Annotated in this window: 24 protein-coding genes; 18 read left to right on the top strand and 6 right to left on the bottom strand. The window is 43.5% G+C overall.

What is annotated here, in order from left to right; translation table 11 throughout:
- Nucleotides 1-93 precede the first annotated feature (93 nt).
- From MHH89_RS13940 to MHH89_RS13900, 9 genes are all read left to right on the top strand, one after another.
- Nucleotides 94-1893 carry a cache domain-containing sensor histidine kinase gene (locus MHH89_RS13940; protein ID WP_076281335.1) on the top strand — a complete coding sequence of 600 codons (1800 nt, stop codon included), beginning with the start codon at nucleotides 94-96 and terminating at the stop codon, nucleotides 1891-1893.
- Complete coding sequence (locus MHH89_RS13935) at nucleotides 1868-3466, top strand: response regulator transcription factor (protein WP_076130272.1); 1599 nt, start codon at nucleotides 1868-1870, stop codon at nucleotides 3464-3466. The genes MHH89_RS13940 and MHH89_RS13935 overlap by 26 nt, the downstream gene beginning before the upstream one ends.
- A 24-nt stretch (nucleotides 3467-3490) precedes the next feature.
- Nucleotides 3491-5356 carry a DUF2264 domain-containing protein gene (locus MHH89_RS13930; protein WP_254847658.1) on the top strand — a complete coding sequence of 622 codons (1866 nt, stop codon included), beginning with the start codon at nucleotides 3491-3493 and terminating at the stop codon, nucleotides 5354-5356.
- A complete protein-coding gene (locus MHH89_RS13925) occupies nucleotides 5346-6461 on the top strand; it encodes a glycoside hydrolase family 88 protein (protein WP_076281336.1) in 1116 nt (371 codons plus the stop codon). The genes MHH89_RS13930 and MHH89_RS13925 overlap by 11 nt, the downstream gene beginning before the upstream one ends.
- Nucleotides 6462-6678: 217 nt before the next feature.
- A complete protein-coding gene (locus tag MHH89_RS13920; RefSeq protein WP_076186917.1) occupies nucleotides 6679-7344 on the top strand; it encodes an amino acid ABC transporter permease in 666 nt (221 codons plus the stop codon).
- Nucleotides 7325-8002: an amino acid ABC transporter permease gene (locus tag MHH89_RS13915; RefSeq protein WP_076130269.1), complete on the top strand. Its 678-nt coding sequence runs from the start codon at nucleotides 7325-7327 to the stop codon at nucleotides 8000-8002. The genes MHH89_RS13920 and MHH89_RS13915 overlap by 20 nt, the downstream gene beginning before the upstream one ends.
- Nucleotides 8003-8024: 22 nt before the next feature.
- Complete coding sequence (locus tag MHH89_RS13910; RefSeq protein ID WP_076218436.1) at nucleotides 8025-8780, top strand: amino acid ABC transporter ATP-binding protein; 756 nt, start codon at nucleotides 8025-8027, stop codon at nucleotides 8778-8780.
- A gap of 19 nt (nucleotides 8781-8799) precedes the next feature.
- Entirely contained in the window at nucleotides 8800-9675 is an 876-nt protein-coding gene (locus MHH89_RS13905) for a cysteine ABC transporter substrate-binding protein (RefSeq protein WP_076281337.1), read from the top strand.
- Between the two features lie 120 nt (nucleotides 9676-9795).
- The gene (locus MHH89_RS13900; protein ID WP_076281529.1) at nucleotides 9796-10107 is read left to right on the top strand and encodes a hypothetical protein; all 312 of its coding nucleotides are present in this window, start codon (nucleotides 9796-9798) and stop codon (nucleotides 10105-10107) included.
- Between the two features lie 85 nt (nucleotides 10108-10192).
- Here MHH89_RS13900 and MHH89_RS13895 read toward each other — a convergent pair whose 3' ends face one another.
- The gene (locus MHH89_RS13895) at nucleotides 10193-10405 is read right to left on the bottom strand and encodes a hypothetical protein (protein WP_038572647.1); all 213 of its coding nucleotides are present in this window, start codon (nucleotides 10403-10405) and stop codon (nucleotides 10193-10195) included.
- 247 nt (nucleotides 10406-10652) lie between these two features.
- Nucleotides 10653-12098: a hypothetical protein gene (locus tag MHH89_RS13890; protein ID WP_076310137.1), complete on the bottom strand. Its 1446-nt coding sequence runs from the start codon at nucleotides 12096-12098 to the stop codon at nucleotides 10653-10655.
- Between the two features lie 85 nt (nucleotides 12099-12183).
- Here MHH89_RS13890 and MHH89_RS13885 point away from each other — a divergent pair, with 85 nt between their 5' ends.
- Nucleotides 12184-12795: a DedA family protein gene (locus MHH89_RS13885; protein ID WP_076130264.1), complete on the top strand. Its 612-nt coding sequence runs from the start codon at nucleotides 12184-12186 to the stop codon at nucleotides 12793-12795.
- Nucleotides 12796-12955: 160 nt separating this feature from the next.
- The gene (locus MHH89_RS13880; RefSeq protein ID WP_076310136.1) at nucleotides 12956-13309 is read left to right on the top strand and encodes a VOC family protein; all 354 of its coding nucleotides are present in this window, start codon (nucleotides 12956-12958) and stop codon (nucleotides 13307-13309) included.
- Nucleotides 13310-13676: 367 nt separating this feature from the next.
- On the opposite strand, the gene MHH89_RS13875 is transcribed toward MHH89_RS13880, so the two are convergent.
- Nucleotides 13677-14114 carry a MarR family winged helix-turn-helix transcriptional regulator gene (locus MHH89_RS13875; protein ID WP_076310135.1) on the bottom strand — a complete coding sequence of 146 codons (438 nt, stop codon included), beginning with the start codon at nucleotides 14112-14114 and terminating at the stop codon, nucleotides 13677-13679.
- A gap of 120 nt (nucleotides 14115-14234) precedes the next feature.
- On the opposite strand from MHH89_RS13875, the gene MHH89_RS13870 reads away from it, so the two are divergent.
- Nucleotides 14235-15206, top strand: coding sequence for an aldo/keto reductase (locus tag MHH89_RS13870; protein ID WP_076310134.1), 972 nt, complete (start codon nucleotides 14235-14237; stop codon nucleotides 15204-15206).
- Nucleotides 15207-15861: 655 nt separating this feature from the next.
- On the opposite strand, the gene MHH89_RS13865 is transcribed toward MHH89_RS13870, so the two are convergent.
- Nucleotides 15862-16035, bottom strand: a complete 174-nt coding sequence (locus MHH89_RS13865; protein WP_179087558.1) for a hypothetical protein — start codon at nucleotides 16033-16035, stop codon at nucleotides 15862-15864.
- Nucleotides 16036-16254: 219 nt separating this feature from the next.
- On the opposite strand from MHH89_RS13865, the gene MHH89_RS13860 reads away from it, so the two are divergent.
- Both MHH89_RS13860 and sigJ read left to right on the top strand, forming a co-directional pair.
- Nucleotides 16255-17439, top strand: coding sequence for an NAD(P)/FAD-dependent oxidoreductase (locus MHH89_RS13860; RefSeq protein ID WP_076220138.1), 1185 nt, complete (start codon nucleotides 16255-16257; stop codon nucleotides 17437-17439).
- 39 nt (nucleotides 17440-17478) lie between these two features.
- Nucleotides 17479-18342: an RNA polymerase sigma factor SigJ gene (gene sigJ / locus MHH89_RS13855; RefSeq protein ID WP_076220137.1), complete on the top strand. Its 864-nt coding sequence runs from the start codon at nucleotides 17479-17481 to the stop codon at nucleotides 18340-18342.
- Nucleotides 18343-18613: 271 nt separating this feature from the next.
- On the opposite strand, the gene MHH89_RS13850 is transcribed toward sigJ, so the two are convergent.
- Entirely contained in the window at nucleotides 18614-18769 is a 156-nt protein-coding gene (locus tag MHH89_RS13850; RefSeq protein ID WP_256717512.1) for an IS110 family transposase, read from the bottom strand.
- Nucleotides 18770-19229: 460 nt separating this feature from the next.
- On the opposite strand from MHH89_RS13850, the gene MHH89_RS13845 reads away from it, so the two are divergent.
- From MHH89_RS13845 to MHH89_RS13835, 3 genes are all read left to right on the top strand, one after another.
- Nucleotides 19230-19583: a hypothetical protein gene (locus tag MHH89_RS13845; RefSeq protein WP_076220136.1), complete on the top strand. Its 354-nt coding sequence runs from the start codon at nucleotides 19230-19232 to the stop codon at nucleotides 19581-19583.
- A gap of 618 nt (nucleotides 19584-20201) precedes the next feature.
- Nucleotides 20202-20678, top strand: a complete 477-nt coding sequence (locus MHH89_RS13840; protein WP_076220135.1) for a hypothetical protein — start codon at nucleotides 20202-20204, stop codon at nucleotides 20676-20678.
- Nucleotides 20679-21198: 520 nt separating this feature from the next.
- Nucleotides 21199-22014, top strand: a complete 816-nt coding sequence (locus tag MHH89_RS13835; RefSeq protein WP_076220134.1) for an ankyrin repeat domain-containing protein — start codon at nucleotides 21199-21201, stop codon at nucleotides 22012-22014.
- Between the two features lie 427 nt (nucleotides 22015-22441).
- Here the strand turns inward: MHH89_RS13835 and MHH89_RS13830 are convergent, their stop codons facing one another.
- Nucleotides 22442-22633 (bottom strand): hypothetical protein, encoded by a 192-nt coding sequence (locus tag MHH89_RS13830; RefSeq protein WP_076220132.1) that lies wholly within the window; start codon nucleotides 22631-22633, stop codon nucleotides 22442-22444.
- Between the two features lie 318 nt (nucleotides 22634-22951).
- On the opposite strand from MHH89_RS13830, the gene MHH89_RS13825 reads away from it, so the two are divergent.
- Nucleotides 22952-24097 (top strand): hypothetical protein, encoded by a 1146-nt coding sequence (locus MHH89_RS13825; RefSeq protein ID WP_341087349.1) that lies wholly within the window; start codon nucleotides 22952-22954, stop codon nucleotides 24095-24097.
- Nucleotides 24098-24189: the final 92 nt, after the last annotated feature.

The following is a 24189-nucleotide window of genomic DNA, read 5'->3' as shown; positions in this document are numbered from 1 at the left end:
TTGTACGCTTTTCAAAGGGGGCTTATAATGTGGGGGCAGGAAAGCATTTCTGCCTCCTGCTCCAAATTCAAACAGATGTGGGGTCTGTAATCCGTGTTTAGAAAGCATCAATCCCTCCGTAAGAAACTTGTCTGGTCATCGCTGATCTGCGTGCTGATCCCGCTTGTCTGCATTTACATGGTTACTGATTATTTGACCCGGGATCTCATTCTGGAGAAAGCGGTTGGTAGCGCAAGAGAATCTTTAAATGCAGCCAGCGCCAATATGAATGCCATATTTGAACAGACACTGGAACAGTCCAACTTTGTGCTCCAGAACAGCGAGATCAGGCAGATGATGTCTGCCGATTCAGAGTCGCTCCGTGCACCAAAGCAGATCATTCAGTATAACCGTATGTCGCGGATGCTGGATGATATGTTTGTTTTAACAGAATATTTGAAGGTGACGTTAATCGGAAAAAATGGTTTGATTTATACCAGCTATCCTTACAGTGACTTTAACCCGAAAAATTTCTACAACAAAAATTGGACATCGTTGCTGAAACAAATTCAACCCATTTCGACTTATTGGAGAGCGGAGCACGATACGTACTACAATTATTCTGATAAAGGCTCAGCTGATTGGGTAACCATTGCGAGGCCGATTCAATCGACCTCCAGCAGTACCATCGGATATTTAATTATTAATATCAATGAGCGTAAGCTCCGTCCTTATCTAAATAACGATAATGATAAAGAGATGATGCTTTTGGATGACAAGGGAACTGTAGTTTCCCATGCTGACAAGACCCGAATCGGAGAGACGATGACGTGGTTGAAAATGGATGGCGAGCTTGACACTGTGGAAATCGACGGAGAGAAGTTTTTATATGTTGATCAGGAGCTGAGCAGTAACAAATGGCGGATGGTCAGCATTATCCCGCTGAAGGCAGCCTTGTCCAAAAATAAGCAGATTTTATTTATCAGCCTGGCGGTGCAGATTCTTTTCTTTACCTTGTTTTCCGTTCTCTTAACCGTTCTAATCTCAAAGCTGACTCAGCCAATCGTAAAATTAAGCGCTTTTGTAAAGCGAATAGGTCGTGGTCAGTTGGATGAACGTTCGTTCATTCGAGGGAATAATGAGGCAGCACAGCTCGCCCGCACCATTGACCAGATGCTGGATCGGATCGAGTCTATGATTGAACAAATCACTTATGAACAGACGGGAAAAAGAAAAGCCGAACTAGAGATGCTGCAAGCGCAGATCAATCCACATTTTATGTTTAATCTGCTGAATTCGATTCGCTTAAATATCCTGATGCAAGGCGATCGGGAGAATGCTGAGTTGATTGGTTCGCTGTCGTCTTTGCTCCGGATGACCTTTAACAGGGACAATGAGTTTATCCCGCTTCGTGAGGAGACAGATACGATATCGCATTATGTCACTTTAATGAATTTCCGCCATGCCAATCAGGTCAGGCTGGAAATGAATTTAGCGGACGGTAGCGCTGAAGCACTGGTGCCTCGATTTATGATTCAACCCATGATCGAGAATGCCATCATCCATGGCTTCGAGCAGTTTGGTGGCGAGATTTTTATTGAAGCTCGTATTGTTGCAACTACGGGAAGCTTGGTTATCACCATTAAGGATAATGGGATCGGGATGTCGCCGGAAACTTTAACAAGACTTCGTGAAACCGCATACAGCAGCGAACAAATTACAGAGGAGGACAGAAAAGGGTTCTCCGGCATAGGTTTACGCAATGTGGCCCAACGCCTCAGTATGATTTATGGCGCTTCTTTTAAGCTGAATATTCAAAGTGAACCTGATGTGGGCACAGAGATTTGTCTGGAGTTTCCTCTGGATTACGGAAAGGTGGGTGTGGAGAATGCTGACGGCAATATTGGTGGATGATGACTATCCGGTTATCCGTTATTTGTCGCAGGCCGTACCTTGGAGTGAGCTCGGTATTGAACTCATCGGATGTTATTATAGCGGTCTCGAGGCTTGGGAAAAAGCACAGCAGAGTCCACCAGATCTTATTATTACCGATATTGGCATGCCCAAGATGAACGGGCTGGAGATGCTGGAGCTATTCAGAGCTGTGCAGCCCGGAATCCGTGCGATTATTCTCTCCTGCCACAACGAATTCAAATACGCCCAGCAAGCGCTGAAATTAAACGTAGGAGAATATATTTTAAAAGAATCACTGGATATTGAGCAGTTACAGCAAGCGATTAGCACCCTTGTGGCGGAAGTGGGACTGAATAGGCAGCAGCATACAGAGATGCTGGTTTATAAGCAAAAGCAGTCTCAAAATCGCGCCGCGCTGAAGGAAAAGTTTCTAAAAGATACCTTGTATCAATCCTGGGATAAGGGGGCTTGGATCGAGCAGGCCCGATCAAACGGAATTATGATCCATGCCAAAAACTATATCCCGCTGGTTATTGTAATTGATCGTCCAGAGGAAGCTTCAAGGGTGCGCCGGATGAGTGAATATACGATTTCTTTTGCGGTTGAGAATATTATGCAGGAAGTGCTTGAGGCTGATCACAGTCTGTTTATTTCGAGATACAGCCATAAGGAGATTGTCATTCTCTTTTGCAGCGACCAGCCTTCCAAAGATCACCAGGCTATCTATCACTCCATTCAAAATGCAGCCTCTGCGGTTCAAAAATATCTTAAACTCTCTGTCTCTTGCTTATTTGGCGCTGAGGCGCGCAGTCCTGAGGAAATTCGCGGAACATTGCAGCGGATGCTGAGGGAGAAAATACAGCGCTTTTATCTCCCTGCGGCGGGAATCCACCGTTTTGAAGAAGTCTGCTTTTCCGGAGAAGATATTTATGCTGAATATGGAACCTTGTACGCTGTTATCAATGATGATATTGCCTTGAACAGGAACACGGAGCTTCGCGTTCATGTAAAGGAATGGAGGGAATGGGTGGCCTCGCAAAAATTCCATCCGAATGAAGTCAAGGAATGTGTGCTTCGCTTGCTGATGGACTTGCAGATGAAGACGAAACAGCTTCTGCAATCTCCATTGCCTATAACCGAAGAAAAGCTTTTTAGCGTGGTTGGTGACATTGAAACTCTGGAGCATTTGGAACAATGGCTGGTGCAGTACTTGGAGGAATTAGCGCGGAAAATAAGTATGTTCTCCATCAAGTCTAAACGGAGTGAGGTCATCAAAGCCCAGCAGTTCGTGATTAGTCATGTGACGGAGAAAATAACGCTGGAGGACATGGCAGGCCGCCTTAACTTAAATGCCAGTTATTTCAGCCGCTTATTCAAACGGGAAACAAACCAGAACTTCATCGAATATGTAAATATGCTAAAGCTTCAGAAGGCAAAGGAGCTGCTTAACCAATCTGAAAAGACAGTGGAAGAGATCTCCGAGTATCTAGGATATGCCAACAAAAGTTATTTCATCAAGCTGTTTAAACGGGAAATGGGCATGAGGCCTAGTGAATATGCCACTTGGCATTGAGTGTGGACAGGAGGAAACATTGCTGTGGGAATAAAGGGCACTAAAAATGAATTACAGATGTTCCTAAATGAACTATATACTCCACTGGAGCGCAGATTTACCTCTGGTTGTGCAGGAATTAATATGGGCGCTACAGGATCGATTTACAATGAAGCTACAGCGCTTATGGAAGCTTTCGCCCGTCCTCTATGGGGCCTTGTTCCCCATGCCAGCGGTGGAGGGGAAAGTGCACTCTGGCCGATGTTTCTGGAAGGGATCATCAACGGAACAGACCCGGAGCATGAAGAATATTGGGGGCAATTTACTACCAAAGATCAGCGTATGGTAGAGCAGGCCGTGTTGGGACTGGGGCTTGCTCTTGCACCACATAAAATGTGGGAGCCGCTGAGCGACACGCAGAAAATGAATGTATATAACTGGCTAAATCAGATTAATCATGTGGATCGTTCCAATCCGAATAACTGGCTGATGTTCACGGTTCTTGTGAATGTGGGCTTCAAGAAAGTCGGATTACCTTATGATCAGAGCATAATGGATGATTATCTAGCGCAGATCGATAATTACTATCTTGGTGACGGTTGGTATTCCGATGGATTGACCGATCAGAGGGACTATTATATTGCTTTTGCTATGCATTATTATACGCTGATATACGCTAAGCTGATGGCGGATGATGATCCTCAGAGAGCTGCTGTTTATCGGGAAAGATCCGCACGATTTGCCGAGGATTTCATTTATTGGTTCGCTGAGGACGGAAGCGCACTTCCTTTTGGTCGTAGCCTGACCTATCGTTTTGCACAGGTTTCATTCTGGAGTGCGCTGGTGTATGCAGATATGGTTCCTTTTTCATATGGCGTTCTTAAAGGAATCATTATGCGCCATTTTCGTTGGTGGTTTGAACAACCTATTATGGGATTAGACGGACTGCTTAGCATCGGATATGCTTATCCGAATCTAGTCATGACAGAGAACTACAACGCCCCCGGATCTCCGTATTGGGCCTTTAAAGCTATGCTTATTCTTGCCTTGCCAGATGATCATCCTTTTTGGCAGGCGGAGGAAGAGCCGTTGCCTATTTTGAAAGAGGTACGGGCTCTCCAAGAGGCGCGAATGCTTGTGAGTCGTCCGGAAGGAAACAGGCAGGTTATTGCCTATACCTCTGGACAGATGGCTAACTTTGATATGGCCCATAGTGCAGCCAAATATTCTAAATTTGCATATTCCACTCTGTTTGGCTTTAGTGTCCCGAAAGCGGGTTACGGGTTGGTTCAAGGCGCTTACGATTCTACACTCGCACTATGCGAATGTGATGAACACTATCGGGTACGCAGATTCTGCGAGACCTGGGAAATCGGGGACAGCTATGTATATTCCCGCTGGCATCCCTGGAGTGATGTACATGTGGAGACATGGATTATTCCGGCAGGTCTATGGCATGTTCGTGTTCACAGCATTCATACTGCCCGGCGGCTGGATGTAGCGGAGGGTGGATTTGCCATTGGCCAGTCAGCTGGCTTCTCGCACAGTGAACGGGAAATTATTAATGTATCAAACACTGCTATTTCGGTACAGCTGCCCTGGGGAATCAGTGCCATACATAGGCTATGCGGCTTTGATCGGGGAGAGTGCGTATATCCCGAGCCGAATACCAATCTGCTGAAGCCGCGGACACTTCTTCCGAGCTTGTGCTCCAGACTGGAACCGGGAGAGCAAGTATTGATATCTGCTGTCTTCGGAGCGACGAATACTCCGGAGAACCAGGCAAGTCTTGCTTCACCACCGCTTATTCAATGGCACTCGGACGGAAGGGTTGCTGTATACGAACCTAGTAACGATACACTTTTGCATACTGTTGATTTAAGGGAAGGGAGAAACAAAGATGTGGAATAAGGCTATTGAGGATGCGATTCACAAAGTTGGGAGCAATATGGCTAACCATCCGGGCAAACTGCCTCATATCGCTGAGGGGCAACAGTACGAATGGGGAGACAACGACGACTGGATAGAGGGTTTCTATGTTGGGATGATGTGGCTTGCTTATGAATATAGTAAGGATTCATGCTATAAGGAGGCGGCAGCCTCTTGGTTAGGGGACTTCAAGCATCGTCTGGATCAGCACATCGCCCTGGACCATCATGACATTGGTTTCTTGTATACACTGACCGCAGTAGCGGAGTGGAAAATAACGGGCAGCGAAGCGGCGCGAGCTGTCGGTCTGCAAGCTGCGGACACGCTGTGCAAGCGCTGGCGTGAACCAGCAGGGGTTCTTCAGGCCTGGGGACTGGAGAGTGACCCGGAGAATGCGGGACGTATCATTATTGACTGCTTGATGAATTTACCTCTATTGTTCTGGGCAGCGGAGGAAACAGGAGATAAGCGCTATTATGAAATAGCGCTCGAACATGCGTTTAAGAGCCGGAAATTTCTTGTGCGTGGGGATGCCTCCTCTTACCATACTTTTTATTTTGATCCGGCTACCGGAAATGCAATTCGTGGGGGAACACATCAAGGTTATGAGGACGGATCGACCTGGACACGTGGTCAAGCTTGGGGAATATACGGTTTTGCTCTGGCGTATCGCTATACGCAGAAAGAGGATTTTCTTAAGACTTCTAAGAGCCTAGCGGATTATTTTATCAGTCATCTACCGGAGGACGGTGTGGCTTATTGGGATTTCGATGTGCCAGTGGGAGCGGAGACCCCTCGCGACAGCTCGGCTTCGGCGATTGCGGCAGCCGGTCTTTTGGAACTGCTCGATCACCTAGGCGTAGACGATCCGGACCGGACCATTTATGAAGTTGCTTTACACCGTAGCATGAAATCTCTAGTGGAACATTATGCGACATCTGGAAATCCGGAAGCAGAGGGACTTCTAAAGCATGGTTCTTATCATGTGAGAGGTGGACGTGTGCCTGATGGTCATATGATTTGGGGAGATTATTATTATATGGAAGCGCTGATCCGCTTGCAGACCGGCATCCGAGGCTATTGGTAGTGGGATGTTAGGGTGGGGCAAGGTTTATCCTATAGAACAAGGAAACTGCTAAGACTAATCTCTTAGCGGTTTTTTTTGTGGACTACTATACAAGAGTTTTAAAACGTAGTTATTTACTTGGAATAGTATGAATAAAATCATATCACCACGCGTAAGGTTTAATGTAAGATTTTGATAATTATTAGAAATTAAGAAAAGGGGATCGGGTTACTCAGATATGAATTTAGACTGGGAGTTTATCTACGAGAGTTTGCCGCTTTATGGTGAGGCGATGTGGCTGACAGTGAAGTTAGCGTTGTTAGCTATTGTATTCTCACTCCTTATTGGATTACTGTTCAGTATCGTCTTGTACTATAAGGTCAAAATCGTCAGTGATGTTATTAAGATCTACATTGAGCTTTCACGGAACACCCCTTTACTTGTGCAGCTCTTTTTTCTTTACTATGGCTTACCTAAGATCGGAATTCACTTTAGCGAGATGACCTGTGCGATTGTAGGCATGACATTTTTGGGCGGGAGCTATATGACGGAGGCTTTTCGAAGTGGGTTCGAGGCAGTTAGCCAATCGCAGATTGAATCAGGTCAGAGCATTGGACTGTCTAAGCTGCAGCTGGTCAGATATGTTATTTTTCCCCAAGCCTTTGCGATAAGTATTCCTTCTTTAGGGGCAAATGCGATCTTTCTGCTGAAGGAAACCTCTATTGTGGGTGCCATTGCTTTAATGGATTTGATGAATGTGGCAAAAGACTTAATCGGCATGCATTACAAAACAGCGGAGTCTCTGCTCCTTCTGGTACTCGCCTATTTGGTGTTAGTCCTGCCCTTATCGCTTTTATTGACTTGGGTGGAAAGGAAGGTGAGATATGCAGAATTCGGGGATTGAGGTGCTTTTTGAAGGTTCTAATTTCGAACGATTATTAGGGGGCTTACTTGTAACGATTGAAATATCATTTCTCTCTATTGGAATCGGTACGTTATTAGGGATCGTTATGGGATTGCTCCGGACGCTGGGATCGAGGCCATTAAGGTTTATATTACGTCTTTATTTGGAGACCTTTAGAATTATTCCGATTCTAGTGTGGCTGTATGTAGTACATTTCAGTTTCTCTCCATTACTTCATATCGATATCAGCGGGGAGGCTACCTCTATATTGGTGTTCAGCTTATGGGGAGCTGCGGAGATTGGGGATCTTGTTCGTGGAGCTTTGCAATCTATGCCAAAACATCAGGTGGAATCTGCTAGGGCGCTAGGTCTGAGCAGCAGTCAACTTTATCGGCATATTTTGATCCCGCAGGCTGTACGCAGAATGCTGCCGGGAATGATTAATCTTGCCACACGAATGATCAAGACAACATCACTGGTGGTGCTGATTGGAGTGATTGAGGTGGTAAAGATCGGGCAGCAGATCATTGAACTCGGCGTGATAAAAGCGCCCACCGCTTCATTCTGGGTATACGGCTTTATCTTTATATTATATTTTTCTGTATGTTTTCCGTTATCCAGACTTTCGAAAAAAGTTGAAAGCAGATGGCAAAATTAAGGCTTAGGAAGGAACGGTTGTAATGGCAGATTCCGGAGAACTCCTGCTGAAGGTTACACAATTACACAAATATTTTGGAGAGCGAAAGGTTCTGGACGGCATTGAATTGCAGGTCGAAAAAGGAGAAGTAATCGTTATTCTCGGTCCCTCTGGCTGTGGAAAAAGTACGTTCCTACGTTGTCTTAACGGTTTGGAACCGGTTCAGGAAGGGGCGATACAATATCGTGGGCAGAACCTCGCGGGGGCTGCTGTAGATTGGCGTGAAGTTAGGCAGCATATCGGAATGGTCTTTCAAAATTATGAGTTATTCCCGCATATGACGGTTATGGATAACATTCTTCTAGGCCCTCTGAAAGTACAAAAGAGAGAGCTTAAAGAAGCAACGCAGCAAGCGGAACAGCTCTTAGAGCGGGTAGGGCTGCTTGAGCGTAAACTGGACTATCCACGCCAGCTTTCCGGTGGACAAAAGCAGAGAATAGCTATAGTAAGAGCTTTATGTATGAATCCGGAGATTATGTTATTTGATGAAGTGACAGCATCCTTGGATCCGGAAATGGTTCGGGAAGTGCTTGATGTGATCTTAGGGCTTGCTCAGCAAGGAATGACGATGATCATCGTGACTCATGAAATGGGGTTTGCCAAATCGGTTGGGGATCGGATCGTGTTTATGGATCAAGGCAAGATATGTGAGATCGCTGCCCCGCAACAATTTTTTACCCACCCTGCGACAGAACGTGCCCAGCATTTTCTGGATATATTTCAGTACGAAAAATTATAGAAATAGGAGAGGAAGAGAAATGAAGAAAAGTTTGAAATGGCTAACGATGCTGGTAGGTGTAAGTATATTATTGATGGGATTGGCTGCTTGCGGAAATAGTTCGGATAACAACGGAAACTCAGCATCTTCTAAATTCACTTCTATTGAACAGCTAAAGAAGAAAGGGAAGATTAAGATCGGCGTATTTGCAGACAAACCACCTTTTGGTTATGTGGACGCTGAGGGTAAAAACCAAGGATTTGATGTGTATATTGCCAAACGCTTTGCCAAGGATCTGCTAGGGAATGACTCGAAGGTTGAATTTGTGTTAGTTGATGCTGCCAGCCGCGTGGCTTATCTTGAATCCGGTAAGGTTGATATCATTATGGCTAACTTTACGGTCACCGAGGAAAGAAAAGAAAAAGTGGATTTTGCTAATCCGTACATGAAATTATCCTTTGGGATCGTATCCCCAGACAGTGCTCCAATCACTTCCATTGATCAATTAAAAGGGAACAAGCAAAAGCTCATTGTAGCTAAAGGTACGACAGCGGAAACCTATTTTACCAAAGAATATCCGGATATTGAATTGCTCAAATTCGATCAGTACACCGAGATTTTTGCAGCGCTTAAAGATGGTCGGGGGGCGGCAATCGCTAACGATAATACAGAACTCATTGCTTGGGCTAAATCAAATCCTGGATTTACGGTCAGCATTCCTGCTTTCGGGGGTCAGGATACAATAGCTCCAGCAGTGGCAAAGGGGAATAAGGAATTGCTGGACTGGATTAATACAGAACTTGATACCCTTGGTAAAGAACAATTTATCCATCAAGCCTACAAAGAAACCTTAAATGAAATTTACGGTGAAGGATATACTGATGAGCTTGTCGTTGAAGGCGGGAAAATCCAGTAACGGATTGGGAATAACATTGGGGGGGCATCTGAGAAGATGCCTTTTCTACAGATAGACTATTGCAATTTCTATAATGCCGAGTATAATACTGGGTATACACAGAATAAGGAGTCGGTGAAAATGTCTGTCGATGATTATCTGGATCTTTTAAACTACGCCAAAGCAATTAACGATGGACAGTGGCAAGCTGACATCATAGACCGTTTGAATAAGCTGAGCAAGGCTTCTCATGCTGAGACAACAGAACAAAGTGTGAAAGAGCTGTGGATTCAATTCGACGATATAAATGCAATATTAATGGATTTATTTAATAAGCTGAGGGAAAGTGCGGATCCAGTAGAGCAGTACCGGTGGAAAGAGAAAGTCTGGGAGTTAAAGCAGGAACGGATTAATCTATCGAAGAAGATTCAGAGTAGATATATCAGGATATAATTTAAGCTCACATTGTAATAATAAATAGAAAATAAAAAAAGGCATGCAGTTAGTCTGCTCTGCCAAACTTACGATGGTCTATAGGCTACTTAGACATTTGCATTCCTTCGCGCATCATTGTCATACACATAGTCATCATTTCATCGCAGTCCTGCATTTTTTTCATCATCATATCCATGTTCATATCCATCATGCCCATTTCAGACATTTTTTCCATGCCCATCTTCATACAGTTCATCTTAGACATCATATCATCCATACACATGTTCATCATCATTTCCATACACATCTTGTCCATTTTTAATTCCTCCCTTCTTTTAAATTACCTTTCTTCCATAAAATACTATACAATTTAGGAACAATCAACGCTAGACTTGATATTTTACTAACTTATTTTTCTTATTTGTCTTAATTATGTATATCCTTACCATGCGGATGTTATTAATCAGAATACTTATTTGCGGATCGGTGACTATAGGCTAGATTGCCTCAGGTCAGCGTTTTTTTTTGCGTTCTACAGAGTGAGGAATTAATGAGCCGGATCATCACTCTGGGATAAACGAGAAGACACTGCCATAGGTCCCTGTAAATACGGGCTGACCAAATTTTTGTGTCCATTCCTTGAGTAGTTTATATGAGACCTTTTTGCTCGTAATTACATAATCGGGCTGATCGTAATTAACGATCTCGGGAAGGTATTCAGAGAATCCGTGCATCGAGCGTTCAAAAGCAGTCCAACCCAATACGCCAAGAGAATCTTTTGTCACGAAGGGATCTTGTCTGCCATCACATAACACATCTCCCCCTCGAAACATGACATAGCCGGATGAACCGTAGTGGGCGAGAACTTTGGGACGTGTACCTTCAGATGTATGCTGCAGAATATAGTCCATTTCATCTATAGGATATTTTTTGGCGTCAATAACTGGTGGTACAAGGAATAGATAAGCAATGTTTAGCAGCAGGCCAACTGCCAGTAACCCGCGTAATGTACTTTGTCGGACTAGAATACCTGTTTTGGTGAACTCAGGAAGCGCATCAAAAAATACAGCCGCAAAATAGGGGATGAACAGCCACATAAACAGGTTTTGCTTGAAGTTTGATACACCGAGGTATAGAATCCCAAGCATAAGAAAAAAACGGAACGGTTTACGCTGGAGTGCAAAAGGAAGTGTGCAGGCAAAGAACAAAAGCAATAGTAAGATGGGCAAGTTCTCCAAGCTATTGAACCGAATCGGCTGCCATTCATTGATCAGCAGGTTAAAGTTTTTCTTCGTAACTGTCAAAATAAACAAGAGACTTTTTACGCCGCCTGGATTTAGAATGCCAACGAACCAGATGAGACTGAAGACTATGATTTTACACCCATTCAGCGTTTTTTGGATCAAGGATTCAAGCAGAGCCATCCCTGTAAATACAGCAATTACAAGCCATACTCCTGCATGGAAATTGGCAATGGCAATAGAAAGGGCAATCATCGCAGCGGCATATTTCTTTTGAGAACTCATTTGATATTCACGTAAATATACGAAAAACCAGACAATCATAAACGAAGAGATCATCTGTGGACGGCCTTTGAAATAATTATAATAAATCCAGCAAGAAATTAGCAGCACAAAAGGGAGCAGGAGAACATGGTCTTCTTGAAGTCCCAGTTCTTTGCGTGAAACCTTACCCAGCCGAAGCAATCCGAGCACTAAAAAGAACAAGCATACAGCGGTCAAAATATACACACCCGGCCATCCAAAAGCTGCATAAAGCGGGGCAACGAACAGCTGGAATCCGAATTCATGAGGGACGTAGGGCAGCTTATCTCCGTAAAAAGTATGTATGGCATGATGTAGAACTTGTCCGTGCTCGATCATATATTGTCCTAGCTCTATATGCCAGAAGGTATCGGGATCATTGTAAGAAAATTTAGGGAACATCAGCAAGATAGCGGCTATAACGAATATGCCATACAAAAATTTGTGTATATTGAATTTCATCATTATTTTGTTTTCCCCCCGTTTTTTGTTCAATTATAACGAGACTTTCTTAAGGAATAGTAAAATTTATGAAGCGGAGTGAACACTCATGCATCAACTATTTACGTGGATATCTGAATCCGCGCTTCACCTTGTTAATTCTATGGGTATTTGGGGCATATGGTTAGGGATGATTCTAGAGAGTGCCTGTATCCCCATTCCCAGTGAAGTGATTATGCTCAGCGGTGGGTGGCTGATTGCGCAAGGCTCGCTTACTTTTATGGAAGTTGCTGTTGCTGGGATATTCGGAAACCTACTGGGTTCCATCATTGCCTACTATATTGGTAAGGCTGGTGGACGCCGGTTATTAGAAAAATACGGAAAATATATTCTCCTAAATGAGCATCATTTGGAGCAATCGGAGCGTTGGTTCGAGCGTTATGGAGAGAGTACCGTATTTTTTACTCGTATGTTGCCCTTTATTCGTACTTTTATCTCACTGCCCGCAGGGGTTGCTGGAATGAAAGCTTGGAGATTCATAACATTTACAGCACTCGGCTGTATCCCGTGGAACTTAGCTTTGATCTATCTGGGATACCGGTTAGGTGACAACTGGGGTATCGTGGAGCAATTTATTCGCCCAATCAGTTATACCATTTGCGGAATCGTGGTGCTTCTTGTGTTGAGGTGGTTAGTACGGAGATTTCGTAACCAGACTTAATGCCAGTTCTTCGGGTGTTTTCTGGTGTTTTCTGCTCGGTGAGCCTCCGCAGCTAAATATGGATAAATAAAGGTCAGGAACGTCGAGGCTAGAATTAACTGTTATATGTTGAATGCATTCTATATTCAAGGATAATCTATTTCTGTCTGGGAGGTTTGAAATGAAGGTCAAACGAATCGTCGCCAATATAAACACGAAGGATATCGCGGCAGCTAAATGCTTCTACGAGGATGTGCTCGGTCTTGATTTAATGATGGATCATGGTTGGATTAGAACTTATGGTTTAGACGAGGAGATGAGCATTCAGATTAGTTTTGCCTCACAGGGTGGCTCAGAAACGCCTACGCCTGATCTATCAATTGAAGTCGATGATGTCGATGCTACATTTGAAAGCATGAAGAAAGCTGGATTTCCGATAGAATATGGGCTTATTGATGAGCCTTGGGGTGTTCGGCGATTCTATGTCCGCGATCCGTTTGGCAAACTTATCAACATCCTTGAGCATAGACATTAGAAGAGTGGCCATGGCATGCAGAAATCTTGATTGTTAAACTATCGAATAGCGATAGCTAAATGATGACATAAGGCAGCCGATCAGTGGATTGGCTGCCTTTATTCAATTAACGGGCAGTTTAGTTTAAGATCAAACGCGGTGAACCGTACCATAAGTAGTGGCAAGTTTTTTTATTTTGGGTTGGTGCGTCTTAGTGACAAAAACTTGGATTATAGTCAGAACGGAGTTCAAGCACGTGGCGGGACGGGTAAGGGGAAACATATGACAAGGATGCCTGCGGAGAATCTTCCCTCTGCCCGATAAGAAAGAAAATGCCCCCTCCGCTATTTTGGCGGAAGGGGCCGGTTCCTTACATCAAAAACAGCAATCAGGATGTTGTTCTTTCCGCCAGTGTAGTAATCGACTCAATGTCTTGATCGGTTAATAGATCTAGAAAATGCTTGCGTATTGCCTTTGAGACTATGGGAAGGGCTTCGTCTAAGGCTGACCTTCCGGCGGAAGTAATGATGACTTGAACACCGCGATCTGTGTCTAGAGGTTTCCTCAGAACTAGACCTCGTTTTTCCATTCGCGTTAGGTGATGTGATAGTCGGCTCTTATCCCAGTCCATCGAGTCAGCTAATTCCTGTTGGCGAAGCTTACCATTGCCAAATTGGACTAGCCGGTCTAATACTCCAAAATCACCCTCTGAGAGTCCTGTGTGTTCAGACATCTCTTTTACAACGCGACCGAAGATTCGTTTAAAGGAGCCTTTCCACATATTCCATATCCGCATTTCATCTTCGTTAAGTTCGTTTATATCCATACGATTATAATATCATGGTTGACGCATCAACCACAAGGTGTTACTATGTTTCCTAGGTTGATATGTCAACTTAAAGGCGTAACGCCTTCCCCTACAAATATATAAGGAGTGTGTTATTAAATGGAATATGTGAAGCTTGGACGCAGCGGGTTAGAGGTTTCGAAGTTAAGCCTTGGAACCATGAGTTTCGGCGTACCTGAACGCGGCAATACTCCATGGTCTCTGGATGAGGAGCAAAGCAGACTGATTATTAAGAGGGCACTCGAATTGGGCATCAACTTTTTCAGTACCGCCAACATGTATTCCGACGGAACAAGTGAAGAAATCCTCGGGCGTGCCTTAAAGGACTTCGCTCATCGTGACGAAGTCGTCATAGCTACAAAGGTATTTGTTCCGATGCGCAAAGGTCCGAATGCTATGGGACTTTCCCGCAGGGCCATCATGACCGAAATTGATAATAGTCTAAGACGACTCGGAACAGACTACGTCGATGTGTACCAGATCCATCGGTGGGATCCAAATACGCCGATTGAAGAGACGATGGAGGCTCTTCACGATTTAGTTAAGGCGGGCAAGGTCAGATACCTCGGAGCATCTTCCATGCGGGCATGGCAGTTTGCGAAAGCTCAGCATGTTGCAGAGCGCAACGGTTGGACACGGTTCGTCTCTATGGAGAATAGATTAAACCTGCTCTACCGGGAAGAAGAAAGAGAAATGCTCCCCCTTTGCAAAGACGAGGGAGTTGGCGTCACTCCTTACCTGCCTTTGGCTGCAGGCCGGTTAACTAGGGATTGGAATGAACAGACCTCACGATCCGAGAATGACCAGATAGCTAAAGCGTTGTTTATTAAAACGGAAGAGGCTGATCGTAAAGTAGCAGAGAGAGTTGCGGAAGTTGCTGCTAACCAAGGAATTCCACGCGCACAAGTTGCTCTTGCATGGTTGCTGCAAAAAGAAGAGATCACTGCCCCAATTATCGGTTCGACCAAGACCAGCCATCTCGAAGATGCCGTTTCGGCGTTGTCGGTTAAATTGACACCTGAAGAAATTACCAGTTTAGAAGAACTTTATGTACCACATCCATTAGTATAAATTGGACACATCTATACAACGAATACTATGTATTCAACTCTTCATGGATACGATCCATGAAGAGTTGATGCATGGAAACTCCCACGAAAGGGGAGCCACAAAAGGTGTTTGTAACACTTAAGAATTCTACGCCAGTTTCAAAAACATGCCGCTTCAGCCATCGCGGTGAACCGTATCAAGTAGGGGCAAGTTTTTTGGAGAAAAACTCGCAGGAGCCTGTATTTACAGCATACAGACCATAGGAGCAGGGTAGGTCACGCTCCGATCGGAATAGTGAGTAAACAGGCTACTGCGAGTTTATTTGTGCTATATATTGATGATGTATCTGGATGGGGACTTTTGCCGATTCACAGCCAATGCCCCTTCCGCCATTTCGGCGTAAGGGGCCAGTTCAAAAAAATGCTGTTGCACCTGCGGGTTGAATTTAAGTTCTATGCTTCGCATGTCCTTTGGGACGCCGAAGTGAATCTGCCTGATGACATTCTGGAAATGGTCTTCTGTGTTTCCGGGGGAGAAGTGAGCGGCAACGAGCGGAATTGGCCCAGCAATTGCTGCACCTGCTTCACTGGGATAGGGTCAGAAGCGCATTCCATGAGCCGCTGCTCTACGTTAATTTTACGCTCAAGGAGGCATTCGTTCTGTTCCTTGAACTCGCTTAACCGATCGAGCAGCAGGTTTCGTCCACTCCATCCCTTTCGTAAAGCCTGAAGTATTTCTTGCGCTGAGCATCAATGGTGGCGATTTCCTTGTCGATTGCTTCCTGTTCCTTTTGTAAAGGAACCACGTTCACGGTCCGATCTTTATTCAGCTTCCGCACAACGTCCTCCACAATTTTCGGCTTCTGGGCGACCTTGGCAAGCCGGTCGAGCACGTACTGCTAGACGTCGTCTGCCTTGACGGACTTCTGTCAACTTCTAGATTTGGAAAGAGTCTTTAAGGGGGCAGATTTTTTCAAGCACAGATAATCGGCAGTCATTGACATATCGTTGTTGTCACAAAACGACCCCTTATCTCGTTGTATATGCAAACGGAATAAGGAGTGGTTGTAATGAAAGAATTGACATGCATCGTTATTGGCGGAGGATATGCAGGTATTAATGCAATTAAAGCGATTTGGAAAACATTTAAGGGTCAAGAAAGTAAACGAAAACTCCGACTTATTTTAATCGATAAGAACTCTTATCACTTTCGCAAAGTATTGCTTTTTAAGCCCGCGGTCGGATATGAAGAAATTACTATCCCTCTAACTAGGTTATTTCCCGAAGGGGTTGAATTCGTTCGGGCTACTGTAACGAAAATCGAATCAGAGGAAAGAAGGCTACTTTGTCAGGATGCTGAAGGAAATAAGAATTCGATAAAATATGACCTCCTCGTTTTGGCGGTAGGCAGCGTCGTGCGGCAACCTGACCCTGAACAGGGAGGTATGGCATTAGCGAGTTTAGACGCTGCGTGGAAGATACGAGAGGCGTGGCGCGCGAATATAAAAAAAGCCGTAAAAGAAAAAAGCGCGGAAGAACGTCAGAGATTAATGACCATTGCCGTTGTTGGAGCGGGTATAAGCGGCATCGAGACATCTGCCGAACTAGCTTATTTTATTCGTGAAGATGCGTTATTATTGGGACTTGACCCGAGTGCTGTGAGAATAAAATTATTTAACGCGAATAAGAGGCTTTTCCTAGAAGGACCGGCAAAGATAGGGCTTAAACTGGAACGTTCACTTGACGCTTGCGGAGTAACTACCTTACATGGGAGTAGGGTGTTACAGGAGAAAGAGGGAGTGTTAACCTTATCTAACGGCGAGACGATGTCCGTTGGCTTATGTGTCTGGACGCTGGGGCTGTTACCCAACCCAATGTTGCAAAGCATCGGGTTGCCGATCACTTCGGAAGGATACGTGGTCGTAGATGCAAGTTATCGGGCTCAAGGGGCCCAGGGTGTATACAGTATCGGCGACTGCGCCCGAATCGTAGACCCTGCTAGTGGACGGGTGGATGGGAAGACGTGTAAGGAAGCGACCGCCCAAGCGGCAAGGCTTGGAAAGATTTTGTCGGCGGATATTGCAGGGCGTCAAGCACCTCCACATAGGGGATTTATTGATTTTTTTTGTTTTGCCTTAGGTCCGGAGAAGGGAATGGTATGGATACATCAATGGGGGTTAGATATTACCTTTACAGGAAAGCTGGGTTGGCGAATAAGGAAATTCACATGGGATTTGGGAAGTCTGTTAAAATAATGTAAACAGAGGGTTGGTGGAAAAGGATGGAATTGTAAGATGCAGGAGTTATATGAGCATTATAAAGGGCTGCTATTAACGCTTGCCTACCAACTGACTGGATCGGTCTCCGATGCGGAGGATGTTGTGCAGGACGTATTCCTGAAGTTGCATGATGTAAAGCTGGAACGTTTGGTTGAACCTAAAGCATATTTGTGCAAAATGGTAACTAATCGCTGTCGGGATTTATTCAAATCGGCGCGTAAGAGGCGGGAACAATATTTCGGGCAATGGCTTCCTGAGCCCTTTCTTACTCCTAATGATGTATCGTTTGAATCGGTTGTTCAAGGCGAGCTGCTGTCTTATGCTATGCTCGTATTGCTTGAAAGGCTGTCCCTTACGGAACGGGCTGTGTTCGTACTTCGTGAGGCGCTCGGCTTTGAATATGCTGATATTGCCGAGCTCGTTTGCAAAAGCGAAGCGAATTGCCGCAAGCTGATCAGCCGTGCGAGAGGAAAGATGGGGATTACCCCCGATGAACCAGTCAATCCCGAAGCAGCAAGCGAAGAGTGGGTCCGTCGACTCCTAGCAGCTCTCGAACAGGGTAACGTGGATATGGTTGTATCCATGCTCTCCAAAGATGTCGTGTTGGTCTCAGATGGAGGAGGTAAAGCCATCGCCGCCGTCCATCCTATTGAATCGCGCGATCTCGTCGCCCGGTTCCTTCTCGGCTTAATTCGTAAGGCTCCTCATTACGAAGCAGGCGTGCATGTAGAAATGAGGGATATAAATGGCCAAACTGGACTTGTTATCCGTTCAGGAGAGGACAACATAACTGTTGCGCTCATGCATGTCAAGAGAAATTCGATTCGCAACTTATATTTTGTTAGGAACCCAGATAAGCTGAGGCATTTATTGAAATGAAAAGAGGATTGAAAAAAATCGCCGTTAGAATCGTTATGGAGATGCGTATTGCGCATGGTAAGAAAGCAAAAGGGCTTGTCAAAGTAATCTTCGCCTAGATCCACATACATTTCTTCACGAGTCAACAAATAATAGGCTATTCTCAACATAGCATGCCCGACAGAGATTGCAGCCCTTTTTCTTCCTTTTCTTGCCGCTATTCGTCTGTACATGGCACCAAGATAGTTCTTTGAGGCTTCTACGGAATGGACTGCTTCAACTAAGGCGGACTTCAAATTTTGTTTCCGGTTTTAGATTTAATAGATATTCTTTTTCCTGCACTTTCGTTATGCCCAGGTACAAGTCCAGCCCATGAGCATAAATGCGCAGCACTGGGAAACTGCTTCTTAATGTTGGTCCCAATTTCGACTAAGATTTGTTCTGACATTCGAGTACACCTCTGTTCCATCCAGATGCGACACACTACAGATAGCGTACCCCCTTTTTAGCCGACTATGTTTATCTGAAACCATCCTGTAAGCCTGGCGTTCATCAGCAGCCTCTACATATTCCAGGATTTCGCTTCCCGTATCCACGGTGTAACCACTCACACAAAAGTCCATTTCAAGTCACCTCTCTTCTTTTCAGGTAAAGTGCCATATATAGTTCTTCTAATATTTTCGGCTTTTTTTTGAGCGAAAATCTAGAAATGAATACTTTCGTTCAAAAAGAATCACCCAGTTGGGAGGGCCCTTTCTTCTGGGTGGTTCTTTGCTTCATTAATGATGTTAATAACGGGCAGTTTAATGCAATGAATATTTACTTGCAATGGATTAATATGGCATAATAATAAGAACGTAAGTTCTTGAGTGATCGTTGTTAAAATTATAAAAAAGGAGAAATGTAGCATGGGGATTTCTGTTTATTACACTTGTATGAGAAACCATAACCTTACCAACAGTGAGGAGCAAGAGATAACGGCCATCATTGATAAATACAATGCGGGTTTTGAAATGAAGGATATTGGAGAAATATTTTGTGTTTATGACTATGAGCAGGATGAACCATCAGTGATCTTTGCAGGTTCAACAAAGCTGCCCTTTTCAGATGATTTTGAAGATACATTGCATGCGCTGTTTTATTGGTTGACTTGTTTGACGGATATTAGAAGAAGTATTTCTAATGGGGATTGGCATGTGCATCTAGATGATACGGATGCCATTTGGGATGAGGAAACGGGTTGGAAAATGCCAGAAGATTAGTATTCATATTCCCAACAAAGTAATGTAGGGATCTTATGTAAGTGCATGTGCGAGCAAATCGAAAATGCACCAATTACTCATTGAATTAAGTAGGGGAGAAATTCCTCTCTTTACTGCTTTCTTCAGACTGTTTGTTACTGAACTGACGGAGAACTATAGTTGAGGAGCTTGCCATGCTACAGCTCCTTTTTCATTTGTTGAAGTAACTGGCAGTTTTAGCATAATGGTAAGATGATGATAAAAGATTCGATGGGGTAATGAAATGAGAATGTATGCTCTTCTTACAGAAACAATTGGAAAGATAAGGAAGGTAATGATTTATGAATCTAAGAATGGTGTTTATGTATTTTTATTTGATACCCATGAAAATATTGCATTGAGGAGCTCAACATAGACGAGGGTCAGTGGGTTATTATAATCGACCCAAAAGATGGAGAGCACCACGATATTATTTACTAAACCTCAGCTCCAAATCATTCAACGAACGGGGAACGATAGCACAAAGATGCAGGACTGCCGGCATGAACGGCAGCCTGTTCGGCTAACGGGCAGATGGCATTGGTCCTTGAACGAAAAACCGGGATAATTAAAACTAAAAGCAGGAAGGAAGAGGCAGAAATGAACCCTCTGGATTACATTGAATATTTGGGACACAGCAGCGTTTACCCTCCTTTGGTTGATCAGCTTTCGCGGGACAAGATAACTTGGCGGCCGACTGTGCGGAGGAATCTTGCTACGACCTATTTTGTGAGTGGAGAGGGAGTAGTTCTCCATTTCGATGTTGGCGCTGAAAACAACGGTATCACCAAGAAAAGCGAGGGTGATTATATATTTGACGAATTAACAATGACGATCATGGAAGAAAATAAGAAACATGGAAAATATAATGGTCCGCTTCCCTATGGATTGTTACAAAGTGATTTAAGAGCCCAGATCGAAACTAAGCTAGGTACACCCACGAGGAGAGCAGAGGAATTGGATAACTACTATTTGGATGGACTCGTGTGGACAGCAGCCTTTGAAGGCGAAACGTTTCAATTCCTGAAGTTGGCTGTTCCAACAAATGGAAAACGAAAATATGGTCTCTGCCCATGATGCATTGCCGCAACACTCGAAGGCGTAGGAACAATTGAAGTATGTGAAGATAAGTTTTATAGAAATATTCCCCAGTAAACTTGGTCATGAAATTCGTACAAAACTTAGGAGTATTTCATTAAGCTAACGAACGGGGAACTATAGTTGAACAAACAAGGAGCAGTATGCTACGGCAGCTACTCCTTTCCTTTATTAAGTGGAGTCGCCACAATACATAAGAGGACAAGGCCAAATGCTAACGAATGTTTCTATGAGATTGGATATTTGCGAATTTCGTGTAATATGTTAGACGTAATTGCCTAACCCTTGTAGATGCATGAGAAGAGGCAACATCAAATAACATCGCATTCACACTGCGGTCCAGCAAGTTGTCCTTGGATCCGCCCGATGGATTTCGAAGAGGAATGCGTCGGTAGGCACATCCAACCAGCTAAGAGGCGTGGGTGCCACTGGTACTAGTGACCATAAGCCGCAACGTTATAGAAACTCTTGCAATATATGATTCGAGAGGATGTTTAGTATGACAAAAATGATAATTGAAGAAACTTTACATTCTGCTTGTTACAACCAAAATAAAGATTTGGTTCAAAAACTATTGATTAATGTTAAGCCTAATATACTCAATAAAAAACTTACTGACTATTCAAATCCAATCCAAGGGACTCCGTTACAAATTTGCTGCAAAAACGGAAATCTGGATATTGTGAAACTTTTAATTGAAGCAGGGGCAGACAAGGAAATTAAAGATGTCGGAAGACAAACGCCTTTATCAATTGCTATTACTAACAACCACTACGATATAACCAAATATTTAATTGAAGAAGGAGCAGACATTCATTCTAAAGGCCCTAACAATCTTCAACCAATTCATTTTGCATGTGCTCTCGGAAGTAGGAAGATAATTGAATTACTATTATCCAGGGGCGTAGATATAAATCAAGTTGACGGTCTAAAAAGCTCTCTACTTGATTTTACAACGAATCTTGATGGAGGGAATTTAGAAGCGACTAAAACACTGGTAGAAAATGGAATCTATAAAAAGTATTTTTCAACAGCGTTTAAGTGGGCCTGTTGGAGAAATAATCTCAAAATAGCTGAATACTTATTAGCAAATGGGGCGGATTACAAAAGTGAGACAACCCCTAAATCAGAGTTGTTGTTTTGGATTTGCAGTTTAGGATATAAGGAGATAGTTCAACTATTATTAGAACAAGGTGTTGACTTTAAAACACTTGTAAAATTTAAAGGAAAAGTATCATCTTATAATGGAAGCCCTTTGGACATAGCTATTGAAACAAACCAAATCGAAATCGTAAATTTGATTAATTCTAACTAGAAATAGGAGTTTATATAGTGTTCATGGAATCTTTGTATTGAACTAACGGGCAGGATAGTGAACAAGATAAGTGGAGGTTTTATGTCGCATTTGACACATACTGTGAAGCAAAAGTATTTACAACTTAGATTTCTCTTTATACTTTGACCAATTAATCCAAGAGATGCTTAAAAAACCTAAAGTCATAATAAGAAGTTGTATTGGATCCCGATTAATATCAAATACAATTCCGATGCCGGCAGCGAGAGGTATTAATGTAATACTAATAATGGAGAACCATTTATAAATATTTTGATTTTCCTTCTTTTCGTTCTTCATATTTAACCCCTTTTTCAAAAAAATAGTAATTAAAGAAATATATCATACCAACTTAATCTGATGCCCACTTACTGCATTAGTGAATTTTGAAATATCCAGTTCTGCGGGTTCAAAATTTCTCGGGTTTTGTAATTTTAATTGAGGCTACTTCCCCACACCTTTTACAAAATGTATATATAACCGGGGAGCCAAAAGTAAAAGATTTACCGATTGGCATTACTCTAGCATCCACAGCGTTCACTTCACCTTTAGCAAAGGTAGTACTTCCACAAGCTTTACAAGTTAAGTTTTCTTGATTCATAATAACCATCCTCAATAAAATATTTAACAATTAATACGAATTATACCAAAGGTAGGTTTCATTATTAAAAAGTACTAATGAACAGTACGAAGATATTGTGTAATAAAAGAAAGCGTGCTTGTTCAACTAACGGGAAACAATAGCTTAATCTAAAACGAAGGTAGCTGGTCTATATGAACGGCTACCTTCGTTGCGCTAAAGGACACATTTTCCCTTAATCTATATAGAATTGAAGATGAGATAGCAGGAAATCTTGCAACAGCTAGGGAATACCAAATTATGGATTTATAAATGTATATGAAAGGTTGATCTTAGTTTATGAATGACCGTAATCTCATCTTCGTAGCAAAAGCGAAAATGATGCTTGTATACCCTTTGCTGCTTGCCCTGATCGTTATACTTGTGGTCAGTAGCCTTACTGCCTGCGATAATTCCACCGCAGGCAAGACAGCAAGCAAGTCTGCGCAGCCGACCAAGGATGTACCTGTGGTAGCGCAAGCATCGGGCAGCATTTATCTGTACGGTGAAGCACACGGCGTAGCCAAGATATTGGACAAGGAATATAAATTGTGGTCTCAATACTACCATAACGAGGGCATGAGGCACTTATTCGTCGAGCTGCCCTATTTTACCGCCGAATACTTGAATCTATGGATGCAGTCGGACAATGATGATATTTTAGAGGAGATTTATGATGATTGGGAACGGACACGTAGTCACAACCCTGATGTCAAAGAGTTCTACAAAAAAATAAAGAGCGAGTGTCCGGAGACGATTTTCCACGGCACAGACATCGGGCATCAATATGAAACTACCGGGAGCCGCTATTTATCTTATCTTGTGGCAAACGATCTGGGAGAATCGGAGAAGTATACTTTATCAATGGAAGCGATCCGGCAAGGCCGTGTTTTTTACAGCAAAGAAGACGGCGTATATCGGGAAGACACGATGACGGAAAACTTTATTCGCGAATTTGAGAAGTTGGGCAATGAGAGCGTTATGGGCATTTACGGCTCAGCGCATACCGGGCTTGATGAAATGGACTATAAGACCCAATCCATCCCTTGTATGGGCAATCAATTACAGGAGCATTATGGCGATAACATTTATTCTGAGAACCTAAGTTGGATTGCTAAAGATATTGAGCCATCCAGAGTAGATTACATCTCCTTACAGGGCAAGGAATATGCAGCATCTTATTTTGGTAAGCAGGATTTGAACGGGTTCAAGGATTACGCCTATCGAGAATTTTGGCGATTGGAGGACGCCTATGAAGATATCAAAGACCTTCCACTGGTGGACAATTATCTTCCTTACGATAACTATCTGATGCCGATAGAAGTAGGCCAGGTCTTTGTGGTCAACAGCACCAAAACAGACGGTTCAGTGCAAAGAGATTACTATCTGTCTAGCGGCCAAGTTGTGGAGGGTGTGAACTCAACACAACAATTCACAGCAGAGTGACGATCAGTAATATGATGATTATCTCAAGTACAACACGCTCGCTCATGCATCGGGCGTTCATAAAAGCTAATTGGGAAAATTGTCACGTGCCG

Source organism: Paenibacillus sp. FSL H7-0323, from assembly GCF_038002725.1.
Taxonomy (GTDB): Bacteria; Bacillota; Bacilli; order Paenibacillales; family Paenibacillaceae; genus Paenibacillus_AQ; species Paenibacillus_AQ odorifer.
This window is presented reverse-complemented; position numbering and strand designations above follow the sequence as displayed.